Raw genomic sequence first — 22,173 nt, 5'->3', positions numbered from 1 at the left:
TTTTGGCCTACTTCTTGGAAAACAGCCCAAAAACGAAGTGCTCTACAAAGGAAACAAAAAAAGCAGGTGTTGCCACCTGCTTTTTCTTTTTTCTAACGCTCTGCCAATTTTAGTTGGCGTATTTAGACAAGAACTTGATGCGCATCAAACGCAAGTCATCCTCGGTGTAATCATCAGTGCCTAGTTCTTTCATCGCCTCGGCCATGTTGTCAGTGGTGGCGTTCATAAAGTAATCCATCACTTCCTGCTGGCGCTCATGGTCCAATACCCCATTGATGTAGTAATCCAGGTTGAGTTTGGTGCCCGAGTAGCAGATATGCTCAATCTCTTCAATCAACTCAGCCATGGTAATGGACTTAGAAGAGGCAATCTCCTCCAGGTCCATTTTTTTGTCTATCTGCTGAATCACGTAGATTTTGAGCTTAGACTTGTTTACCGTGGTTTTCACCACCACATCGGCGGCGGTTTCAATCTCGTTCTCCTCTACGTATTTGGTGATGAGCTCCAGGAACGGCTTCCCGAACTTCTGGGCCTTGCCCATCCCCACGCCTGCAATATGTGACAGGTCCTCTTTGTTGGTAGGGTACGTGGTAGCCATCTCCTTGATGGACGGGTCCTGGAAGAGCACGTATGGTGGCAAGTTCATCTCCTTGGCCAGCTTCTTCCGCAAAGACTTCAGCATGTCAAACAGAACGGTGTCATGCCCGGCCGCGGCCTGCGTCTCTACCTTCTCTTCTTCCTGCTGTACCTCTTCTTCAAAGTTATGGTCCTTAGCAAACTTGATAGGGTGTGGCTTCTGCAGGTACTCTCTTCCCTTGTCAGAAATCTTCACCGTCCCGAAGTTCTCAATGTCCTTCTCCAGGTAGTCAAACAGCAAAGCCTGGCGCAACACCGAGCTCCAGTAAGCGGCGTCGTGCTCCTTGCCAGCGCCATAGACTTCTAGCTGGTCATGGCTGTAGCTTTCCACGTACTGGTCTTTCATGCCCGTGAGCACGTTCACCAGGTGATCCATCGGGAAGCGCTCATTGGTCTGCTGCACCGTTTTAATGGCCAGAATCAATTCCTTCTCAGCCTCAAACTTCTCTTTGGGGTGCACGCAGTTGTCGCAGAAGCCACAGTCCTTGTTGTACATCTCCCCAAAGTAATGCAATAGCTGTCTTCTTCTACACACCGCTGAGTCTGCGTAAGAGGCCATCTCCTGCAACAGTAGTTTGGAGTTGTCGCGCTCGGTGACCGGTTTGTCCTTGCTGAACTTCTCCAACTTGACAATGTCATCGTAGCTGTAGAACATGAGGCAGTTGCCCTCCAGTCCGTCCCGTCCTGCACGGCCTGTCTCCTGGTAATAGCCCTCAATGGACTTAGGCGTATCATAATGAATCACAAAGCGCACGTCTGGCTTGTCAATGCCCATGCCGAAGGCAATGGTGGCCACAATCACGTCGGCGTCTTCATTCAAGAAAGCATCTTGATTGGCCATCCTGATGGGTGCGTCCAAACCGGCGTGGTACGGCAAGGCTTTCACATCGTTCACGCGCAAGAGCTCGGCTATCTCTTCTACCTTCTTGCGGCTCAAGCAGTAAATGATGCCGCTTTTGCCTTTGTTCTTCTTGATGTATTTGATGACCTGTTTTTTGGTTTGGTGCTTAGGGCGCACCTCATAATACAGGTTGGTTCTATTGAAAGAGGATTTGAACACAGATGCGTCGTCCATCTGCAGGTTGCGCTGTATGTCCAGTTGCACCTTTGGTGTGGCCGTGGCGGTAAGGGCAATAATAGGCAGGTTGCCTATGCTGTCAATAATGCCTCTGATTTTGCGATACTCTGGCCTGAAGTCATGACCCCACTCAGAAATACAGTGCGCCTCGTCAATGGCTACAAACGTAATCTTGGCTTGCTTTAAGAAATCCAGGGTGTCTTCTTTGGTCAAAGACTCTGGGGCCACGTACAGCAATTTAACTTCGCCGCTAATGGTCTCCCGTTTTACGCGGTTTATTTCTGCTTTGGAAAGCGTGGAGTTCAGGAACTGCGCGTTCACGCCAAAGGCGTTCAGCTGGTCCACCTGATTCTTCATCAGGGCAATTAAAGGGGAAATGACAATGGCCGTTCCCTCCATGGCCAGCGCTGGCAACTGGTAGCAAAGCGACTTGCCCGCGCCGGTAGGCATGATCACAAACGTGTTCTTGCCTTCCATGATGTTTTGGATAATCGCTTCTTGGTTGCCCCTAAATTGACTATAGCCGAAAACTTCCTTTAATTTGTTTTTTAAAAAATTGTCTTGTTTCACTAACATGTGAGATTCCTGTGTTATAAACAAGGTTCTGGTAAACTGTCTTTTGTTGTCTTGTCTAATACAAATTTAACTTGAATATCACGAAAAATATCAAAAACATCGCAAAAAATGTCCTGCAGGAAGAAGCGGCGGCGGTGTTGAAATTGGCAGACTACATTAATGATGAGTTTGAAGCCTGTGTGCAGGCTATTTTGGCCATTAAAGGCCGAGTAGTGGTGACTGGAATAGGGAAAAGCGCCAACATTGCCACCAAAATTGTGGCCACCTTCAACTCTACCGGCACGCCCGCCTTGTTCATGCACGCGGCAGACGCCATTCACGGCGACCTTGGTATGATACAATCTGAGGACTTTGTCATCTGCCTCTCCAAAAGCGGCAACACGCCCGAGATAAAGGTGCTGGTTCCCCTGCTTAAGCGCAAAGGAGCGCAATTGGCGGCCCTGGTGTCCAACACAGATTCTTACCTGGCGCAACAGGCAGATTTTGTCCTCAATGCCACCATTGAGAAAGAAGCCTGTCCTAATAACCTGGCGCCCACCACTAGCACCACCGCGCATTTGGCGTTGGCAGATGCTTTGGCGGTTTGTTTGTTAGAGGCTAGAAACTTTACCAGCGAGGACTTCGGGGCTTTGCATCCGGGCGGCTCTTTGGGCAAACGTTTATACTTGAAAGTTGAAGATTTGTATTTGCTGAACGCGGCTCCTAAAGTTTCAGCAGACGCGGCGCTCAAGGAAATCATCATTGAGATTTCTTCCAAACGTTTGGGCGCCACCGCGGTGGTTGACAGCCAAGAAGCTTTGGTGGGCATTATTACGGATGGTGATTTACGCCGCATGCTTTCCAACCATGACGACTTAAAAGGCATTCATGCCACGGACATCATGACGCCTTCCCCGCTCACCATTGACGTAGACGCCTACGCCGCCGAAGCGCTGGTCATTATGCAACAAAAAAACATTACGCAGCTCATTGTCACTAAATCTGGTACCTTTGTGGGGTTTGTGCATCTGCACGATTTGCTGAAAGAAGGATTAATTTAGACATGAACGCGAATACCTACGTGGTGATCATGGCCGGCGGCATTGGCAGCCGGTTTTGGCCGTTTAGCCGCATCAACCACCCTAAGCAGTTCCATGATGTACTGGGCATTGGGGAAAGCCTGTTGCAGTCAACCGTGAAGCGGTTTGAAGGCATATGCCCCCCTGAGCATATTTATGTGGTCACCAACAGAGAGTATGAAGCCTTGGTAAAAGAGCATCTACCCAATTTAGGCGAAGACCAGCTACTACTGGAGCCCATTGGCCGTAATACCGCTCCCTGCATTGCCTTTGCCTCTTATAAAATACTAGCCAAAAACCCGAACGCCAATATTGTGGTAAGTCCGGCAGACCACGTCATTCTGCGGGAGGAGCCATTCAAGAAATGCATAAACCAAGCCTTAGAGGCCACTGCTAGCCAAGAAATTTTGGTCACTCTAGGCATAAAGCCTACCCGCCCTGACACCGGCTATGGCTATATTCAGTTCCTAGGTAGCCAGAAAGACGACCTGAAGAAGGTGAAGACCTTCACAGAAAAACCGTCCTTGGAGATTGCCCAAATGTTTCTTGACAGCGGTGAGTTTGTTTGGAACTCGGGTATTTTTATATGGAGTGTAAAAGCCATTGTGCATGCTTTTGAACTACATCTAAGTGAATTAGCAGACACGTTTGAAGAAGGCAAAGCAGTGTTGAACACAGACAGGGAAGAAGCTTTTATTGAAAGAGCCTACTCCCATTCCCGCAACATTTCTATTGACTATGGCATCATGGAGAAGGCGGACAACGTCTTTGTAATTGAGGGCGATTTTGGCTGGTCGGATCTGGGTACATGGAACTCATTGTACAGCGTCACAGAAAAAACTTCTGAGGGCAACGTTGTGGATGGCAACATTCTGCTTTATGACGTGAACAACTGTATCATCAAAACGCCTAAAGACCAATTGGTGGTAGTGCAGGGTTTGACGGACTACATCATTGCAGAGCATGACAACGTGCTCATGATTTGCCGCCGCGAAGATGAGCAGAAAGTGAAGGATTTTGTCTCTGACGCTAAGTCTCAGAAAGGCAACCAATACATCTAAGCCATTTTTAGGCCATATCCTGGAAAACAGGTCAAAAACGGCACGGCCCGACATTTCAACAATGTCGGGCCGTGCCGTTTTTATAATTCTTACAAGCTTATGCTTTGCTGCGTTGTCTAAGGGTTTCATACAAGACAATACCGCTGGCCACGGACACGTTCAAGGATTGAATCTGTCCGGTCATCGGAATTTTCACGCGTACATCGGCGCGCTTCAAATACTCTGGAGAGATACCATCCTCTTCGCTTCCCATCATAATGGCAAGAGGCCCTGTCAAGTCTACAGAGGCATCGGTTAATTCTTCTTCGGCTTTCTCAGTACAGGCCACTACGCGTATGCCAGACTCCTTCAAGAAATGAAGCGTGTCTTTTAGGTTATTCTCTCTACAAACGGCAATCAGGTTCAAGGCGCCGGCAGAGGTCTTCAAAGCGTCTGCGTTAATCTGAGCAGCGCCGCGGCTTGGGATCACAATCGCGTCCACGCCCATACACTCGGCGTTACGGGCAATGGCGCCAAAGTTGCGCACATCCGTGATTCTGTCCAGCACTAACAGCAAAGGGTCTTTGCCTTTTTCAAAGATAGAGGCCACAATCTCGTCTAGTGGCAAGTACGTCACTGATGACAGGAACGCCACGGCTCCTTGGTGATTCTTGCGCGTCAGCTGGTCCAGTTTCTCAATAGGAACAATAGAAATAGGAACACCCGCAGCTCTGGCCAGCTCACTAATCTCTTGGCTAATGCTATGATTGACGCCTTTCTGCAGGTAGATCTTCTCTAAAGTTTTGCCGGCGTTGAGCGCTTCTAAAATGGGACGAAGGCCAAACACCATCTCCATCTTGTCTACCTTGGGTTGTCTATGGTAATTTGGGCGTCCGCCGCCGTCTTTATCTCTGTAATTTCTGTTCTCCATGCATCTATTTTCTTACGGCAGGCCTAAATAAGGGCGCGCCAACTTAAGGCAAAGGTAGAGGGATTTCTTCAAACTTCGGCAAAGACGCTTGTATGGGCATTGTAAAACGAAGTGCCTGTTCCTGTTTCCATGGACAAAAGGACGATTTTAACTGGTCATTTTTGGCCTCATTTCCAGAAAACATGGCAAAAACGCCACTCCAAAAACAAAGAGGCCAACCGTTTCCGGCTAGCCTCTTTTAATTACTATAAAGTTTAATTTAGTTACCCATTTGGCTGTAGTAGCGCATAAAGGTTTGCTCAACCTGGGCAGCTTTTTCATTCATACCAATCTGCTTGCATACCTGCATCAATTGCTGCAAGATGAACAAGTTGATTCTAATCTCAGAGTCAAAGAGCGCCTCTTGGTTAAAGTAATAGGCCAAGGCTTGGTCAGCCCGTTTGTACATTACGTCCACAATCTCCTGCGCCTTCTTCTGTTCGCCTAGTTGGTACAATGGAACCACGTATGGTGGCATGTAGTAGTCATACGGGATGGACTTGTCTGGCAATTGGGCAAGGGAGTGCATCAAGACTTTTTTGGCCGTGGCCATGTCATCATCTTTCATGTACTCTACTGCCAACTGGTAGTATTTGTCACGGGCGTTGGCCGGGAAACGCAGGTAATTCTCATCGTAGAAAATATCCTCGCGGTCCATGTTGCGCCAAGAGAACTTGTTCATCATGTTATCATACATGATGTCCTTGGCAATGTAGCCCATGTTCTCTTTGTTTGGACTCTTAACCGGCACTACGCGGTAAGCCAAGCCTTCTAGCTGCAGGTAGTTGTCCAAGCCAACAAAGTCTGAGTTGTCTGCCGTGGTAGAGAAGTAGACAGGGCGCTTCCAGTTGTTGTTGGCAATCAAGTCTAGAATGGCCAGGTGTTTTTTCTCCAGCCCGCCTTGGTTGATGGTCCAAGCCATGCGGCTCACAATAGAATCCTGATGCTCTTTGTCAACGGCGTTGTTGGCAATCACGGCTTGCTTGTCCACGTTCAAGAAGAAGTTCTTGGTTGGGAAAGACAAATACGTCTTGCCCGAGCGATCACCAATCTGCAGGGCCTCATGGTTGGCTTTCACCAGTTCAATGTACTGCTTCAGGTCAATACCAGCGGCTACTTCTGGACGCTCCATGTACGGCAGGTAGTCATTGATGCCTTGACGGTAGTTAGCATTTTCTAAGCTCATCGGGAAGGGCTCAGACTGGTAGGCCTGACGTTTCATTTGATCCAGGTACCAGTCAGTGTTCATGTAGCTCAATACAGCCACACGCACATCGGTCCTGAAGCCTTCCACTTCTTGGGCGTACCACAGCGGGAACGTGTCATTGTCACCATTGGTGAACAGGATGGCGTTAGGCGCTACGGAGCTCAACAGGTTTTTAGCCGAGTCCAGGGAATGGTATCTGTCTGAACGGTCATGGTCGTCCCAACCTTGGGCGGCCATCACGCCTGGTATGGCTAAGCCAATAAGAGAAGCCACAGCACCGGCAGCCACATCGGCTTTCATTAGTTTTCTCAGGAAGTCAGCAATGGCCAACACGCCCAATCCAATCCAGATGCTAAAGGCATAAAATGCCCCCGAGAAAGTATAGTCACGCTCACGTGGTTCAATTGGCGGCTGGTTGAGGTACACCACAATGGCAATACCGGTAAAGATGAAGAGCAAGCCAATGATGAAGGCATCGCGCTCTTTGCGTCTAATCTGGAAGATGAGGCCAAGAATACCCAAAGCCAATGGCAACATTAAGAAGTTATTACGGGCCTTGCTCTCAGAAATACGCTCTGGCAGGCCGTTGTCACTCTCCCATGGCCACAAGACCCCAGAGTTTTGAATGTCACCTTCGCGGCCCACAAAATTCCACCCGAAGTACCGCCAGAACATATGCCCCATCTGGTACTTGAACAAGAACTCCATGTTGGCGCCAAAGCTAGGCTTCTGGCCCTGCTGCACATCGGTCCATTTCTGGTATTGCTGCAAGTGACCTGGTGCGTTGCTGTATAGACGTGGCAAGAGCACCTTGTCTGCGCTGTTGTACACCGGCTCTACTTTAGGGTCTACCTTAATGTAGTTCTCTGGTCCTTTGATGTACTGGTCAGCGCCAATTTCCTGGTCTACCGGCTCTGCGTTGAACTGCGGTCCAATTAACAAAGGACGGTCGCCGTATTGCTCACGCTTCAGATAAGAAACAAAGCTGACAATGTTCTCAGGGTCATTCTCATCAATCGTCGGGTCATAACCTGACCGGATAGGAATGATTAAATAAGAGGAATAACCGATCAGGATGTAAACAAAGCAAACAAGTGCCGTGTGCAGAAGGCGATTGCCTTTCTTAGTGGAGTATTTAATAGCCCAAACCAGCAAGGCAATGAACAAGGCTACAAAGAAGATCACGCCACTGCCAAACGGCAACCCGAGGCTGTTCACAAATATCACCTCAAACTTACCAGCAATAGACGGCAAGCCCGGGATAACGCCTACCAGGATAATCCCTAATACCACCGCGCTTACCACCAGGGTAAGAATGGCGCCTTTGGTAGAATATTTCTTTAATCTAAAGAAGAAGATGAACGCCAAGGCTGGCAAGGCCACCAAGTTCAACAAATGGACGCCAATGGAAAGACCCACCATGTAGGCAATCAAGATCAACCATTTGTCGGCGGTTGGTTTGTCGGCGCTGATCTCCCAGCGGAGCATGGCCCACACCACAAACGCGGTAAAGAACGCGGATAAGGCATATACTTCGGCCTCTACGGCAGAAAACCAGAAAGAATCTGAGAACGTGAACGCCAAAGCGCCAACGGCCGCGCTGCCCATGATGGCAATGGTTTGGCCCATAGTCGGTTCAACTGTACGGTCCTGCACCAATAATTTGCGCGCCAGAATGGTAATAGTCCAGAACAGGAACAGCACCGTAAACGAGCTAGACAGCGCCGACAGCATGTTCACCCACCAGGCCACCTGCGTGACGTCACCAAAGGCAAACAAGGAGAAGATGCGTCCCAGTAATAGATAGAAGGGCGCTCCCGGCGGATGGGGAACCAATAACTTGTAAGAGCAGGCAATGAATTCGCCGGCATCCCAGAAACTGGCTGTGGGCTCCAGCGTGAGTATGTACGTAATGGTTGCCACCGCGAAAACGAGCCACCCCACCAGATTGTTAATCCGTTTGTATTGAAGCATGATGTGTTATTGATTGAACCCTCGAAATTAGCAATTTTCTGAAAGCCTAGCGCGCGGCCAGGCCATTTATTAAAAAAAAGAGCCAGCAATTGCTGGCTCTTCTCATATAGGTGCTTTTGGAAAGGACTATTGTAAGATCAGGCGCTTGGTCTCCACCATCTTGTCATTCACCAACAGGCTGTAGAAATAAATACCAGCAGGCAACTCAGACAAATCTACCGGCGGCAAGGCAGACTGCCCTACCTCATAGGTTCTGATCACTTTGCCAATGGTGTTAGAGATGCGCACTTTGTAGTTGTCATCGCCTACTGGGTTTAAAGAGAAGTTGATGACCCCGGTAGACGGGTTAGGATATGCGCTTAAAGAAGGAATCACCTTGTGCTCTTTCAAGGCGGCGCTCACCGTGCGGGCTACGCCAGACTTATATGCAGAAGCGTTGCGTATGCTAGGCTTTACCGCAAAAGACTTGTTTTTCTTGTTAGTGGTTACGTGCAAGAAGGGAGAATATTTCTTCGCGTTCGGGTTATAAGATGGCAAGTTGAGAGCCGTAGAAATACCAAAATCCATCACGGTCAAGCTGGTGCCACTGCGCCATACCATCTGCACTGAATCTGACTTTGAGGCCTCTGTGGATCTGGTACCCACCGGCACCACGCCAATAGCCGCGGCCTGGCTTCCAAAAACCAGACAGAAAGCTAAAAACCCTAAAAGAACGCGCGTAAAAATCTTCATACCATATATGCTTCCTATTCTTTGGATACCTTCCTGAACAGGTCAAATATACCGCCTATATTGTTAAAAGCAAATGAAAGACGGCAAAAAACACATATTTAACACCTCCTTAACTTGAACCTAACCCCTTGCCGCTCAAGTGGTTGTTTTTGGCCTGTTTTCCAGAAATCAGGCCAAAAACGGGGCTCAGAAAACGTACTTGATCTCTTGGAACTGGAAGAACTGCAATTTCTGTTCTACAATGACGGCCAGCCTTCCTACCGCGTCTACCCCGGCTATCTGACCCATCACCCGCTGGCCCTCAATTTCAAAAGGATGCCATTCCTGGTAACGGTACAGCTGTTGTAGGTACTCCTGTTTTTGTTGGTCATGGGCACCGGCGCGCAAAGCCAGGTACCGTCGTTCCAGGTTCTCTAATAGTTTGGTGACCATGCCGGACAGTGAGAATTCCTTGCCGGCCAGCAGAGCAAACGAAGCGGCGCGCTCATGTTGAAAGGTGACTTGGTTGATGTTTATGCCAATGCCAATGACGGTGTGTTGCAAGAATCTGCCACTTATGGCGTTTTCTATCAAGATACCCCCTACCTTTAAGTCTTGGTAGTAAAGATCATTGGGCCACTTGATCCTGGCGCCTTCGGGCAGATGGGATTTAAGCAGGTCCAAAGCCGCCAAAGAAACGGCAATATTGAGACTGAATTGTTGGTTTGCCTCCAGGAAGGTGGGCTTGAGCACCAAGGACAAGGTGATGTTTTTGTCAGGTTCCACGTCCCAGGTATTGCCACGTTGGCCGCGCCCGCCGGTTTGGGCGCCCGCAATGATGACACAACCGTCTGTGGCGCCATTTTTGTTAATTAGCTCCTGTGCCACGGTATTGGTAGAGGCGCATTCAGGCAAAAACAGCAGTAGTTGCCCTACAAACAGGGTATTCAGCGAAAGATTTTGCAAAGACATTCGTATTATTGAAGATCAAATTTATATTTCCCAGATGAAACAAAACACGATTAAGGATAAATCCGACATATTGGCAGAGCTGGTAGTAAAAGGAATGCAAGAAAGAAAGGCAGCCGATATAGTGGTTTTAAACCTGAAATCCCTTAAGAATGCCGTGGCAGACTACTTCATTATTGCTTCTGCCAGTTCAGATACGCAATTGGACGCCATTGCCACCTCTATTGAAGACGAAGTATTTAAACTTACCAAAGAGTATCCTTGGCAGAGCGAAGGCCGTACCAACCGTGAGTGGGTGGTACTGGACTACGTAGATGTTGTGGCGCACGTATTCCTGAAAGAAAAACGTGATTTCTACGCCCTTGAAGAACTCTGGGGTGATGCTGAAATCACGCACGTAGCCTCTGAAGAAGGCACCAGTAAGGCGGTGGTCTAAACATATCCCCTCTGCCTGAAGTTTACTTGTTTATTGACGAAAACAATCCATGACTGAAAAACCAGAGAATAAGAATAAAAGGCGCAAGATAATCCCCAACACTCCTCCCAAGCCTACCATGCAAATGTGGGTGCTAGCGGCGTTGGTGTTGTTTATCTTTGGTCTTACCTATTACAACAACCAAAACTCTACCGTTGAGATCAAGCAGTATGCCTTTGAGGACATGCTCATGGCCCAAGACGTAAAGCGGGTGGCGGTAGTGAACAACAACAGTGTTGAGGTAACGCTCAAGGAAGAGGCGCTCAACAATGACAAATACAAAGGCCAACTAGAGAACCGCGGCACCTTTGCTACCAAAACCGGTCCTCACTACCATTTTGACATCATCTCCGCTGAAAGTTTCAAAGAGGATTTTGACAAAATGCAGGCGGCCACGCCAAGAGAGCAGCGCATTCCGTTGGAGACGGAGAAGCGCGCAGGCCTGATGGAAATACTGATGGGCTGGCCGTTCTTTATCCTGTTAATGGTAGGCTTCTGGTTCTTGATGCGCCGCATGGCGGGTGGCGGAGCCGGTGGCCAAATCTTTAACATTGGTAAATCACGCGCCGCGCTGTTTGACGCCGAGAACAAGGTAAAAATCACGTTCAAGGACGTGGCCGGTCTAGAGGAAGCCAAAGAAGAGATTGAAGAGATTGTAGAGTTCTTGAAGAACCCTACCAAGTTCACCATTCTAGGCGGTAAAATCCCGAAAGGCGCTTTGCTGGTAGGCCCTCCGGGCACTGGTAAAACCTTATTAGCCAAAGCCGTAGCCGGTGAGGCAGACGTTCCTTTCTTCTCTTTGTCTGGTTCAGACTTCGTGGAGATGTTTGTGGGCGTGGGCGCGGCCCGTGTGCGTGACTTGTTTAAGCAGGCCAAAGCCAAAGCCCCGTGTATCATCTTTATTGATGAGATTGACGCCATTGGCCGTAGCCGTAGCCGCGGTCAAATGCCCGGCGGCAATGACGAGCGTGAGAACACTTTGAACTCCCTGCTAGTGGAGATGGATGGTTTTGCCACCGATTCTGGGGTAATCATCCTGGCGGCTACCAACCGTCCTGACATTCTGGATTCTGCCTTGTTGCGTCCAGGTCGTTTTGACCGCCAGATAAGCATTGACAAGCCAGACGTGAACGGTCGTACGCAGATTTTCAACGTGCATTTAGGCCCGTTGACTTTAGCCGAAGATGTGGATGCCAAGAAATTGGCCGCCCAGACGCCAGGTTTTGCCGGTGCTGAGATTGCCAACGTTTGTAATGAGGCCGCTCTGATCGCTGCCAGACGCAACAAGAAAGCCATTGAGATGCAAGATTTCAATGATGCTATTGACCGCGTAATTGGTGGTTTAGAGAAGAAAAACAAAATCATCTCTCCAGAAGAGAAGAAAATTGTAGCCTACCATGAAGCGGGTCATGCCATTGCAGGCTGGTTCCTGGAGCACTGCGATCCTTTGGTGAAAGTGAGCATTGTACCACGCGGTGTTGCCGCTTTGGGTTATGCGCAGTACCTGCCAAAAGAACAGTTCCTCTATAACACTGAGCAGTTAATAGACGAGATGTGCATGGCCTTAGGTGGTCGTGCCGCTGAGCAGATTGTCTTCGGGAAAATCTCTACGGGTGCGCTGAGCGACTTAGAGCGCATCACCAAGATGGCGTACAGCATTGTGACCATGTACGGCATGAATGACCGCATTGGCAACCTGTCTTTCTATGACTCTAAGCAGCCAGACAACGCGTTCACTAAGCCTTACTCAGAAGCCACTGCAGAGACCATTGACTCTGAAGTACGTCTGTTGGTGAGTGATGCCTACAACCGTACCATTCAGTTATTGACCGAGAAACGTCCAGAATTAGAATTGGTAGCCCAAGAACTGTTGGAGAAGGAAATCATCTTCCAGAATGACTTGGAGCGTTTGGTAGGAAAGCGTCCGTTTGAAGGCTTGACTACGTACCAAGCCCACACGGCGGGTACAGACCGTAGCAAAACCCAAAGTGAGGTGGAGGCAGATACGCATGTGATTATTCCTTCAGATGCGCAAAACGGTCAGGAAGAGACGCCAACCACCGTGGAGCCTGAGGATAGACCAAGCGCTGGAATGGGCACAGGACCTACGTTAAATTCTTAGTATTACTCTGGCCCAAACGGCTACATTTTAGAATTTTCTCATGTACGAAGCGAAATCCAAAGAGATTGTGCTCCGCAAGGTAAGAGAGGCGCTGGCTATGTCAGCGCCTTTTCTGCCTCCTACGCCAGACTTCACCACGTCTGTACACGGCCCCTTACTGGAAGAACTTTCTGTGCAATTTGCAGAGACCTTCATCCGGAACGCGGGCACCTTTGTGTACTGCGAAAGCGAGGAAGACTTCTTTGACCAACTCTTCACGTTTAAGCAGGAACGCGGCCTGGACAACCTCTATGTCTGGGAATCTGGGCTCAAGAAAATCTTGCACGCTGGCGGGATCAATTTCAATGGCACCGAGGATGACTTCATTGGCAAAGCCCAAGCGGCCTTAACCACCTGCGAGGCGTTGATCACTAGAACAGGAAGCATTTTGGTATCTTCAGCTACAGGCAGCGGGCGCAGACTGTCTGTCTACCCCGAGATGCATTTAGTGGTAGCCAAGCTCTCGCAACTGGTACCCGAAATCAAAGACGCGTTGTTGCTGATGGAAGAGAAATATGGCAAGCGCATTCCTTCCATGATCTCCCTGGTGAGTGGTCCCAGCCGCACCGCCGACATTGAAAAAACCCTAGTAATGGGCGCCCACGGCCCCAAAGAATTAATCCTTTTCCTGATTGATGATTACACCGATTGAGCACCTCCCGCCCGGCAAGAAGATCTACTTCGCGTCTGACTTTCACTTGGGAGTGCCCACCCCGGAGAAAAGCTTGGCTCGGGAGAAGAAGATTGTGCGCTGGCTGGATCAGGTCAAAGAAGATGCCCATGCTATTTACTTACTAGGCGACATCTTTGATTTTTGGTTTGAGTACCGCCACGCCATTCCCAGAGGATTCATCAGGCTGCAAGGAAAATTAGCTGAAATAGCTGACAGCGGCATTCCCATTTACCTGTTCACGGGCAACCATGACATGTGGATGTTTGACTACTTCCCCAAAGAGCTCAACATTCCCATCATCAGAAAACCCGTCTCCACGCAGATTGGCAAACACACCTTTTTCATTGGCCATGGTGATGGCTTAGGCCCCAAAGACCATACTTACAAAGTACTCAAGCGCATTTTCGCCAACCGGGTAAGCCAATGGTTGTTTGCGCGCATCCATCCCAACATGGGCATTGGCTTGGCTAATTACTGGTCCCGTAAAAGCCGCTTACAGAACACGGTGCATGACGAGGTGTTCTTAGGCGATGATGAATGGCTGGTACATTACTGCAACAAGGTAGAGCAGCGCCAACACCATGATTTCTATGTATTCGGTCACCGGCATTTGCCTTTAGACTTACCTATTGGTGAGCAAAGCCGTTATTTGAACTTGGGAGAGTGGGTCAATTTTTGCTCCTACGCCGTGTATGATGGAGAGCAACTCAACCTATTGTATTTTGAGAAAGCAGACGCCTAAACTTTTGTTGGTTATGTTGCTATGGCTGTGTCTGGCTTTGTCAGGACACGCGCAGTCAGGCACGCCTTTAAAAGTAGCGTTCACCCTGTCAACTCCCTCCCATTCCCTATTGTCCTTAGATCGGTTTGATAGAGCATATCTGGCAGATGCCAAGCAGAACATTCTGCAGCTAGACACTTTAGGCAAAGTCATTAACAGGTTCTCCCCAACGGTGCAGGGTCATTTGGCCAGCGTAGAGGCCTGGAGCATGGCTAAGATTATAGCCTTTTATGATGACCGCCAACGCATCCAGTTACTTGACCGCTTCCTTACGCCGTTGGGTTTGGCAGATTTGCGGGATTATACAGATGGTACCGTCAGGGCCGCTACCTTGGCCGCCGATGACCGTTTATGGCTATTTGACGAAAGCACCTTCAGACTTCTCAAGATTGACACCCGCCTGACTCGCATCACCCATGAAACTGCGCTGGAACTCACCCTTGACCGGCGGCAGCATGACATCCGGTACTTGCGCGAGTACCAGGGCAAACTGTATATGGTAGACCGCTTGTCGGGTATCTATGTCTTTGACAACATGGGCAACTACCAGCAGCGCTTGCCCATCACCAACCTGTCTTATATTGGCTTGCTAGGCGATGAGCTGTATTACCTGGCAGACAACAAGTTACAGTTCCAACACCTGTATACACTGAAGGAGCGCTCAGTCACTTTGCCAGAATCCACCGTTCCTTACACACAGGCCTTGGCCGGAGACAGGTTCTTGTACTTGCTTACGCCTACCCAGCTCACAGCCTACCGCTGGCGCTAAGGCGTTTTCGGGCTGATTTTCAGAAAACAGGCCAAAAACGAAGGGTGACTGCTACCTTACTCCTTCGCTAAAAACTTCAACCCCAGCACCCCAGCAATAATCAACCCGATGCAGATCAAGCGGACGGCGTCTCTGGGTTCACCCAATAAGACTATTCCTAAAATGGCAGTACCTACAGCCCCAATACCGGTCCAGGAGGCATAGGCGGTTCCCAGTGGCAAGGTCTTCATGGCCTGGGCCAGCAAGACAAAACTCAGTATCATGACAATAACGGTAATGACGCTGGGCCAGAGTTTGGAAAAGCCTTCGCTGTACTTGAGGCCATAGGCCCAGCCAATTTCACAAAGTCCTGCTAGTACCAGGTAAATCCAGGCGGTGTTCATAGTAGATGGAATGAGAGCCAAAATACGTTTCAAGGGGCAAGATAGCCACTTGGGCGTGACTTATGCCGCTCTGGTCAGGAAATGCTTGTCTAGCAACAACTAAAGCAGTTACTTGCGTACCTTAATTTTAGAGGCGGTCCAAAAAAAGAAGGACTCCCGCGTAATCCTATGCTGAAAACGGCTTTCTCGTTTTTATTGTTATTGGCCTGTATGGCTACTGCTTGGGCGCAGACAGAGGTGCCCACGGCCAAAGAGCCCGAGGTGCTTTTTCAGGGCGAGGTGAACCATGGGTTTTACCTGGCGCCCTCCTTGCAGCTGACGCGCTTTCATGACAAGTCGGGGTTCATGGTGGGGGGCAGAGCGGCCTGGCTCATGAACCACAAAGTGGCCATAGGGCTGGCGGGCTATGGTCTCACCACCCAAACCAACATAGGTGAGATTGAAGAGACCAACAATGCGTTTCTACAAGTGGGTTATGGCGGAGCGCTATTGGAGTACATTCCAGAACCAGATAAATTGTTCCACCTCACGTTCCCATTGATGGTAGGTCTAGGTGGAGCCGCCTATACAGATAACTTTTCAGACAACCAGAACACCGGCAACTACAGCTATGAGGTGTATGACACAGACGCCTTCATGGTCGTTGAGCCCGGCGTACAGGCAGAACTCAACCTGGCGCGTTTCATGCGCTTGGGATTGACCTTTAGCTATCGGTTTACCCACGGCGTCTCCCTCCCCAAGACCTCTGACAAAGACCTAAGTACCGCTGCCCTCACGCTTACCGCCAAGTTTGGTCGTTTCTGACCTTTAATTTTAATAATTGTTTTTGGCCTATTTCCTGTAAAGCAGACCAAAAATGACCCTTATTTTCTTCCTGAATTAGCTATTGAGAGGCTGAGCACCAGCCGCCCCGTATGAAGAAGCCCTTTTACCTGAAGCACAAGAAACTGCTTCGTTACGCTGCCAACACCGGCATTGCCTTCGTTCTCTTCTGGACCTTCTTTTTCATCCATAGAACCGGTTTAAAGGACTTTGTGCCTACAGACATCTTTAGGTTGATGTACACCTCTGTGATGGTGAACGTGAGCTTGGAAGGGACCAGACGCATTGCCAAACGCCTGAGCAAGAAATATGACTGGCGCGAGTACGGCCTGCGCCGCTTTGTCTATGAATGGGTGGCCGTTCAGGCCTACATCCTGTTGGTGATGATCTTGTTTGAGGTGGTACCCCGCCTAATCTTGGGCCATGTGTCCTACAGTTTCTCAGACGCCATGGCCTCCCGTGACATCAAAGCGGCTTTTGTGTTCGGGTCCATCATTTTGCTGTTTGTTCACTTCATCCGGTCTGGTATTTATTTCTATAACCAGTGGCACCGGTACCTGGTGCAGTCAGAAAAATTAAAGAAAGAGACCATCAAGGTGCAGTTTGAGTCTTTGAAGCAGCAGGTGAATCCGCACTTTCTGTTCAATAGCCTGAACGCCCTTTCCTCGCTTATCTACAAAGACCAGGACCTGGCCGCCAAGTTTGTGGAGCAGCTCTCCAAGGTGTACCGCTACGTGCTGGAAAACAAGGACAAGGAGCTGGTGCAGCTGCACGTGGAGTTGGACTTCATCTACTCGTACCTGTTCCTGCTCAAGATCAGGTTCCGGGAGAATCTGCGTGTGAACATACAAGTACCAGATGAGTTGCTTAACCACATGGTGGCGCCTTTGACCATGCAACTCCTTATGGAGAACGCCATTAAGCACAACATTGTAAGCCGGGATGAGCCGCTGTTCATTGACGTGTTTGTGGAAGGCGATTACATCATCATCAAAAACAACCTGCAGTTGCGCGAAAGCCGCGAGGAGTCTACCGGCGTTGGTCTTAAAAACATCATCAACCGCTACAAATTCATTACAGATAAAAAAGTGGACGTGGAGGTGACAGATGCCAATTTTATTGCCAAATTACCGCTTCTAACCAACGCTGCGTAATGAACATTCTCATCATTGAAGACGAGTACCTGGCCGTAGAAAAACTGGAGGCGCAACTCTTGCGCTATGACCCAACCATCCAGATTGTGGGCACCATTGACTCTATTAGAAACGCCGTGAAATGGTTTGAGACCAACCCGGCCCCAGACTTGGCGTTCCTGGACATTCACCTCTCTGATGGGAACAGCTTTGAGATTTTCCAGAAGGTAGAAGTGAAGTGCCCCATCATCTTCACCACGGCCTATGATGAGTATGCCGTCAAGGCGTTCAAGGTCAACAGTATTGACTACCTGCTCAAGCCCATTAGCAATGAGGACCTAGGCGCAGCGATGGACAAGTTCAAGTCCCTTCGCCGCCAGATGGAGCAACCGGCGGCCCCGGTCCTGGACATGGAAACCGTCATGGCTATGCTCAACCGCGGCAAAGCCGAAGCCACGCCTGTCTACAAAAACCGTTTCTTGGTAAAGAGCGGCCAGAAGATACGCTCCGTATCCATTGAAGAGATTGCCTATTTCTACGCCGAGGACAAGATTGTCTTTCTGGTCACTAACGCCGGCCAGCGCTTCATAACGGACTTCACCCTGGACACGCTCCAGGAAATCCTCAACCCCGAATATTTCAACCGCCTCAACCGCCAGTTCATTTCGCATATTCACGCCATAGATGAGATCCATCCTTACATGAAAGGCCGCCTCAAAGTCTACGTGCGCCCCACCACCGACAAGGAAATCATTATTAGCAGCGAGCGCGCCCATGCGTTCAAGGAATGGCTGGGCAAGTAATCGTTTTTGACTTGTTTTCTGGAAATGAGGCTAAAAACATAGACTCTATTTCAATGTATTATCATAAAGTGCATTAGCCAGTCCAGTTACGATTATTTGTCAATAATGGTAGTAAACCGTATGCTTGTCTTCTCCTATAGGGCAGATAAGCGTATGTTCACGTTTATACAGTAGTTGTGGGCATTTATAAAATGAAAATTAAATCAATTATATTATCCCTTGGACTTTTAATTCTGCCTTGGAGTGCTATAGCGCAAAAGCGTGAGGCAATGCCTATCAATGAAATAAAAGAAATAATACGCCTTGCTGTTGATTTGCCAGAACTGCAACAATATTTACACAGAAGGGCTGATACGACAAGAACAATCTTGACCTTGCAAGAATTTGGCCTTATAACGGCAGACAGTTTTGAAGGATTTAAAAAATTCGGACAGCAGATTAGAATAGTAAACGAAGAAACTATAGAAAAAGAGAATATTAAAAATTATTTGAGCATTGGTGATTGGACTTATGGTGGCAAGAATCTTAGGCTTCAAATAGAATACCCAATAGAAGGGCTATTGATTAACTTCAGATTTCAGAGGGATAATGGAAAATGGAAGGTTATCAATACAATGATAATGGAAAATTAAAAAACGGCCCACAACAACAGCTAAACGCAAGGCTCGGACGACGGTCTTGCCCATCGTTTAGCCAAGACGTTAGGATCAAACCAAGACCTTCTTAGCCACCATATTCTTCCATGGATATCCAACAAGCCTACAACCTCTGGTCTACCCAGTATGACACCAATAAAAACAGAACCAGAGATCTAGAAGAGCGGGCGTTGCAGGAAATGGCGGACAGTCTTCACTTTGAAAGGTGCCTGGAAATTGGCTGCGGCACGGGCAAGAACACTACTTGGTTAGCCACGCGCGCACAACAGGTCACGGCCGTAGATTTCTCTGAGAACATGCTCGCCAAAGCCAAGCAAAAGGTAACCTCCCCTATCGTTGAATTCCGGCAGGCAGACATCACCCAAGCTTGGCAATTTGCAAATGGCCTATATGATTTGGTGACCTTCAGCTTGGTGCTGGAGCATATTGAACAGCTAGAACCCATCTTTCAAAAAGCAGCCCAAGTGTTGCCCTCCAACGGCTATGTCTATGTGGGCGAACTACACCCGTTCAAACAATACGCTGGTACCAAGGCTAGATTTGACACGCCTAATGGCCGTGTAGAACTCACTTGCTTCACCCACCATGTCTGTGACTTCATACAGGCGGCCCAACAAAATGGGTTAGCCCTGGAAAGCATGCAAGAATATTTTGACGGTGATGACAGAAGCACCACCCCTAGAATCTTAGCCCTGTTTTTCAAGAAAGCCTAATCAAAAAACTAGCTAGTTCTCTCCCAAAACACCCTCATTTTTAGCCTGATTCCTCCAAAACAAGCCAAAACCAGTATGTGGATAACTAGCAAAAGAGTGCCCACCTATTCGGATTAAGTTATTATATTTGTTAATTAGGGCCTTCGGAATGGCCGTTTATGGCCCGGATTGTCTTACCTTCCCAGATGCCAGATGCTGTAACCAGTTTATAGACAAGCAGAACATCATCATGTAGTTTGGGAGGGAGACGTTGCCTGGCAGGCAGCAGAGACCAATAGTTTGAAAACAAGAATTATCTATATAAAGGAATTTACCTGTGGGATGTAGTTCATGTTCTAGTGGCGGTTGCGGCACCAAAATGACCAGTGCAGAAGGCACAGAGGTAGTAGCGGGCTGTAAAAGCAACGGCGGTTGCAGCACGGGAGGCTGTAACCGGTTAAATGTATTTGACTGGCTCTCAGACATGGAAATACCCGTGTCTTTCAAAGAGTTTGATATAGTGGAGATACGGTTCAAGGGAGGACGCAAAGAGTTCTTCCGGAACATCAACCACCTGCCCCTCATTACCGGCGATGCCGTGGTAGTAGACGTACCCAACGGCCACCATATTGGCCACGTGTCCTTGAAAGGCGAATTAGTGCGCCTGCAGATGAACAAGAAAAAGGTGCAGAACAACGAGGAGATACGCAGTATCTACCGCGTGGCCACTGAGAAGGACATGGAGAAATTCAACCATGCCCGGGAGCAGGAATCTACTACCATGTACCGCGCAAGAGCCATCATCCAGGAGCTCAAGCTTAAGATGAAGCTCTCTGACGTAGAGTACCAGGCAGACAAAACCAAAGCCACTTTCTTCTATTCAGCAGATGACCGAGTAGACTTCAGGGAGTTGATTAAAAAGCTGGCCGAGGAGTTTAAGATACGCGTGGAGATGCGCCAGATCAGCTTACGTCATGAGGCCGGCCGCTTAGGTGGTATTGGCTCCTGCGGACGCGAACTGTGCTGCTCTACCTGGCTCACTGATTTTAGAAGTGTGTCCACCACCGCAGCGCGCTACCAGAACTTGTCATTGAATCCTAGTAAACTGTCGGGCCAGTGCGGACGTCTCAAGTGCTGCTTAAACTATGAGTTGGAGACGTACATGGAAGCCCTAAAAGACATTCCTAACGTGAACCGCCCATTGCAAACCAAAGCCGGAGACGCCTTCCTGCAAAAGACAGACATCTTCAGACGCATCATGTGGTTCGGCTACCGCGGAGACAGCAACTGGTTCCCGGTGACGGTAGACCGCGTGCATGAGGTGTTGAAGATGAACGCCGCCGGCGAAATGCCAGAAAACCTAGCCGAAGAGGTGAAGCAACAGCAGCCTGAAGTGGTGGACTTTGTAGAAGCCCTGGAAGGCAACCTAGACCGCCTGGACGACCAATACGGCAAGAACAAGAAGAAGCGCAAAAAGAAAAAGAAAGGCGGCCCTGAAAACAACAATGCCACTGAGGTATTGGCCAATGCCGCCCCAACCCCAGAAGTGCGCCGTGACCGTCCTACGGGCCAAGCAGGAACTGCTACTACTAGGCCAGAAAGACAAGGAAGAACAGAAAGAACATCTTCTGAGGGAAGACCTGCCAGACCAGAAAGAACCGGCAACCGTCCTGAGGGCAGAAACCGCCCAGACCGCGACCAAAACAGAACAGCGGCTCCGCAAGAGGAGCGAGCTCCAAGAGAGGAACGCGCACCACGGCCAGAGCGTGAAGGTGGCAACCGTGCGCCGCGTCCAGAAGGAAGCAGGCCGCCAAGACAGGAACGTCCGCAGGGGCAACGCGTGCCAGGAGAACGCGGTCCGCGTCCGCAAGCTCAAGCCGCAGCGCCTATTGACGCCGCTGCGGGAGAAGGCACTCCCCAAGCCGCCGCACTTGGTTCTCCTGAAGAGCGCGGGCCAAGACCAGAGGGCCAGAACCGCCCAAGACGTAACCGTAACCGCAATAACCGCAACCGTAAACCGGGTGGCGGCAACGGCGGCGCTGAAAACACCGCTGGACCTTCTAACGCAGACGCCTCATGAAAATGAACCGCTTCTTAACTTTAGCAATACTTCTGTGCCTCAGCTGGACACTGGGCAGCTGTGACGCCAACCGCGTGTTTGAAGAAAACCAGGACTTGCCTAATAACCAATGGCCGGTCAAGCTCACGCCTACCTTCACCTTTGAGATCAAAGACACGACGAAGCAATACAATGTGTACTTTAATGTGCGCAACGCGGTGAGCTACCAATTTTATAACCTGTACCTGCGACATTACCTCATTGGGCCAGACGGCAAACAGGTCAGCTCAGCCCTGCATGAAATGTTCTTGATGGACCCTAAGACCGGGGAACCCAAAGGCAGCGGCGCCGGTGATATCTTTGACCACCAGTTCAGGGCTTTGAAAAATGTACGCTTCGCCAAGACAGGCAAATACCAGCTCAAGGTAAGCCAATACATGCGCCAAGACCCTTTGCCGTCTATGATGGCCATTGGGGTACGCGTAGAAAAGTTAGCTCCTTAAAAGCAACCGCCGTCATTTTTTAAATCCGTTTTCGGGCTGATTTC

Annotated in this window: 20 protein-coding genes; 14 read left to right on the top strand and 6 right to left on the bottom strand. The window is 49.3% G+C overall.

Annotation, left to right across the window (positions count from 1 at the left end; translation table 11 throughout):
- Window positions 1-109: 109 nt before the first annotated feature.
- Window positions 110-2,290 carry a DNA helicase RecQ gene (gene recQ, locus TH61_RS11215; protein WP_066509186.1) on the bottom strand — a complete coding sequence of 727 codons (2,181 nt, stop codon included), beginning with the start codon at window positions 2,288-2,290 and terminating at the stop codon, window positions 110-112.
- Window positions 2,291-2,361: 71 nt separating this feature from the next.
- Here recQ and TH61_RS11210 point away from each other — a divergent pair, with 71 nt between their 5' ends.
- Both TH61_RS11210 and TH61_RS11205 read left to right on the top strand, forming a co-directional pair.
- Window positions 2,362-3,330: an SIS domain-containing protein gene (locus TH61_RS11210; protein ID WP_066509182.1), complete on the top strand. Its 969-nt coding sequence runs from the start codon at window positions 2,362-2,364 to the stop codon at window positions 3,328-3,330.
- A gap of 2 nt (window positions 3,331-3,332) precedes the next feature.
- Window positions 3,333-4,409: a mannose-1-phosphate guanylyltransferase gene (locus TH61_RS11205; protein WP_066509181.1), complete on the top strand. Its 1,077-nt coding sequence runs from the start codon at window positions 3,333-3,335 to the stop codon at window positions 4,407-4,409.
- A gap of 97 nt (window positions 4,410-4,506) precedes the next feature.
- Here the strand turns inward: TH61_RS11205 and rlmB are convergent, their stop codons facing one another.
- The 4 genes from rlmB to TH61_RS11185 all read right to left on the bottom strand — a co-directional run bounded on the left by rlmB (window position 4,507) and on the right by TH61_RS11185 (window position 10,216).
- Window positions 4,507-5,319, bottom strand: a complete 813-nt coding sequence (rlmB, locus tag TH61_RS11200) for a 23S rRNA (guanosine(2251)-2'-O)-methyltransferase RlmB (RefSeq protein WP_066509180.1) — start codon at window positions 5,317-5,319, stop codon at window positions 4,507-4,509.
- A 259-nt stretch (window positions 5,320-5,578) separates the two neighbouring features.
- Window positions 5,579-8,539 (bottom strand): protein O-mannosyl-transferase family, encoded by a 2,961-nt coding sequence (locus TH61_RS11195; RefSeq protein WP_066509178.1) that lies wholly within the window; start codon window positions 8,537-8,539, stop codon window positions 5,579-5,581.
- Between the two features lie 126 nt (window positions 8,540-8,665).
- A complete protein-coding gene (locus TH61_RS11190; protein WP_066509176.1) occupies window positions 8,666-9,271 on the bottom strand; it encodes a T9SS type A sorting domain-containing protein in 606 nt (201 codons plus the stop codon).
- A 186-nt stretch (window positions 9,272-9,457) separates the two neighbouring features.
- Window positions 9,458-10,216: a biotin--[acetyl-CoA-carboxylase] ligase gene (locus TH61_RS11185; RefSeq protein ID WP_231862209.1), complete on the bottom strand. Its 759-nt coding sequence runs from the start codon at window positions 10,214-10,216 to the stop codon at window positions 9,458-9,460.
- Between the two features lie 100 nt (window positions 10,217-10,316).
- Between TH61_RS11185 and rsfS the strand changes: the two genes are divergently transcribed.
- The 5 genes from rsfS to TH61_RS11160 are packed head-to-tail and all read left to right on the top strand — an operon-like array spanning window position 10,317 to window position 15,078.
- Window positions 10,317-10,655, top strand: a complete 339-nt coding sequence (rsfS, locus tag TH61_RS11180) for a ribosome silencing factor (RefSeq protein WP_231862208.1) — start codon at window positions 10,317-10,319, stop codon at window positions 10,653-10,655.
- A gap of 49 nt (window positions 10,656-10,704) precedes the next feature.
- Window positions 10,705-12,816, top strand: coding sequence for an ATP-dependent zinc metalloprotease FtsH (gene ftsH, locus TH61_RS11175; RefSeq protein ID WP_066509171.1), 2,112 nt, complete (start codon window positions 10,705-10,707; stop codon window positions 12,814-12,816).
- A 40-nt stretch (window positions 12,817-12,856) separates the two neighbouring features.
- Entirely contained in the window at window positions 12,857-13,507 is a 651-nt protein-coding gene (locus TH61_RS11170; protein WP_066509170.1) for a lactate utilization protein, read from the top strand.
- Complete coding sequence (locus TH61_RS11165; protein ID WP_066509167.1) at window positions 13,491-14,270, top strand: UDP-2,3-diacylglucosamine diphosphatase; 780 nt, start codon at window positions 13,491-13,493, stop codon at window positions 14,268-14,270. Before TH61_RS11170 ends, TH61_RS11165 begins: the two co-directional genes overlap by 17 nt.
- A 13-nt stretch (window positions 14,271-14,283) precedes the next feature.
- The gene (locus tag TH61_RS11160) at window positions 14,284-15,078 is read left to right on the top strand and encodes a hypothetical protein (protein ID WP_066509166.1); all 795 of its coding nucleotides are present in this window, start codon (window positions 14,284-14,286) and stop codon (window positions 15,076-15,078) included.
- A 56-nt stretch (window positions 15,079-15,134) separates the two neighbouring features.
- Here the strand turns inward: TH61_RS11160 and sugE are convergent, their stop codons facing one another.
- Window positions 15,135-15,461 carry a quaternary ammonium compound efflux SMR transporter SugE gene (sugE, locus tag TH61_RS11155; protein WP_066509163.1) on the bottom strand — a complete coding sequence of 109 codons (327 nt, stop codon included), beginning with the start codon at window positions 15,459-15,461 and terminating at the stop codon, window positions 15,135-15,137.
- Window positions 15,462-15,629: 168 nt separating this feature from the next.
- Here sugE and TH61_RS11150 point away from each other — a divergent pair, with 168 nt between their 5' ends.
- The 7 genes from TH61_RS11150 (at window position 15,630) to TH61_RS11120 (ending at window position 22,129) form a co-directional block, all read left to right on the top strand.
- On the top strand, window positions 15,630-16,265 hold the full coding sequence (locus TH61_RS11150; RefSeq protein WP_066509161.1) for a hypothetical protein: 636 nt from the start codon (window positions 15,630-15,632) through the stop codon (window positions 16,263-16,265).
- 110 nt (window positions 16,266-16,375) lie between these two features.
- A complete protein-coding gene (locus tag TH61_RS11145; protein WP_066509160.1) occupies window positions 16,376-17,437 on the top strand; it encodes a sensor histidine kinase in 1,062 nt (353 codons plus the stop codon).
- Complete coding sequence (locus TH61_RS11140; RefSeq protein WP_066509159.1) at window positions 17,437-18,219, top strand: LytTR family DNA-binding domain-containing protein; 783 nt, start codon at window positions 17,437-17,439, stop codon at window positions 18,217-18,219. Before TH61_RS11145 ends, TH61_RS11140 begins: the two co-directional genes overlap by 1 nt.
- Window positions 18,220-18,410: 191 nt before the next feature.
- Window positions 18,411-18,851 carry a hypothetical protein gene (locus TH61_RS11135; RefSeq protein WP_066509157.1) on the top strand — a complete coding sequence of 147 codons (441 nt, stop codon included), beginning with the start codon at window positions 18,411-18,413 and terminating at the stop codon, window positions 18,849-18,851.
- A gap of 110 nt (window positions 18,852-18,961) precedes the next feature.
- A complete protein-coding gene (locus tag TH61_RS11130) occupies window positions 18,962-19,588 on the top strand; it encodes a class I SAM-dependent methyltransferase (protein ID WP_066509155.1) in 627 nt (208 codons plus the stop codon).
- Between the two features lie 358 nt (window positions 19,589-19,946).
- Window positions 19,947-21,647 carry a regulatory iron-sulfur-containing complex subunit RicT gene (gene ricT, locus TH61_RS11125; RefSeq protein ID WP_082780358.1) on the top strand — a complete coding sequence of 567 codons (1,701 nt, stop codon included), beginning with the start codon at window positions 19,947-19,949 and terminating at the stop codon, window positions 21,645-21,647.
- Window positions 21,644-22,129, top strand: a complete 486-nt coding sequence (locus TH61_RS11120) for a gliding motility lipoprotein GldH (RefSeq protein ID WP_157600688.1) — start codon at window positions 21,644-21,646, stop codon at window positions 22,127-22,129. Before ricT ends, TH61_RS11120 begins: the two co-directional genes overlap by 4 nt.
- The last annotated feature ends 44 nt before the right edge of the window (window positions 22,130-22,173 follow it).

The sequence above is a fragment of the Rufibacter sp. DG15C genome, assembly GCF_001577755.1.
In the GTDB taxonomy this organism is placed as follows: domain Bacteria; phylum Bacteroidota; class Bacteroidia; order Cytophagales; family Hymenobacteraceae; genus Nibribacter.
This window is presented reverse-complemented; position numbering and strand designations above follow the sequence as displayed.